This window comes from Erwinia sp. OLFS4 (genome assembly GCF_002752165.1).
In the GTDB taxonomy this organism is placed as follows: Bacteria; Pseudomonadota; Gammaproteobacteria; order Enterobacterales; family Enterobacteriaceae; genus Izhakiella.
The window spans coordinates 1-654 of record NZ_MOMB01000044.1 but is presented as its reverse complement, the minus strand read 5'-3'; the positions used below and the strand labels follow the sequence as shown (position 1 = coordinate 654).

Sequence of the window (654 nt, the reverse complement as noted above, 5' to 3'; positions counted from 1 at the left end):
CCAGCGTTAACGTTCATTGTCCCCGTTGTCAGTCTGTTCAGGTTTACCGCCATGGTCAGAACCCTAAAGGCTATGACAGATTTCGCTGCCGTGACTGCCACCGCGTGTTTCAACTCACTTACGCTTATGAAGCCCGTAAGCCGGGTATTAAAGAACAGATCACTGAAATGGCCTTCAATGGTGCTGGGGTTCGTGATACCGCCAGAACACTGAAAATTGGCATTAACACCGTCATTCGGACTTTAAAAAACTCGCGCCAAAGCGAATAACGTCGTCACCCGTCGCCCATGCTGATGTGGCGCTTATCTGCGAACTTGATGAGCAGTGGAGTTTTGTTGGCAGTAAAGCCCGGCAGCACTGGCTTTGGTACGCGTACAACACTAAAACGGGCGGTGTACTGGCCTACACTTTTGGTCCCCGAACCGATGAAACCTGCAGAGAGCTACTGGCACTGCTCACGTCATTCAACATCGGCATGATAACCAGCGACGACTGGGGGAGTTACTGCCGGGAAGTGCCAAAGGATAAGCATCTGACGGGCAAAATTTTCACCCAACGCATTGAACGTAATAACCTGACGCTCCGCACCCGCATTAAACGGTTGGCTCGTAAAACAATCTGCTTTTCGCGCTCAGTTGAGATCCACGAAAAAGT

Annotated in this window: 1 protein-coding gene; it reads left to right on the top strand. The window is 50.8% G+C overall.

The annotated features are described in order from the left end of the window. Window positions 1–654 (top strand): IS1 family transposase gene (locus BL249_RS06760; protein ID WP_099707726.1). Its coding sequence is split into 2 segments (ribosomal slippage), with 655 coding nucleotides annotated over them: window positions 1–243 and window positions 243–654; the frame shifts between segments, so codons are not numbered across the junction. This gene is flagged as partial in the annotation.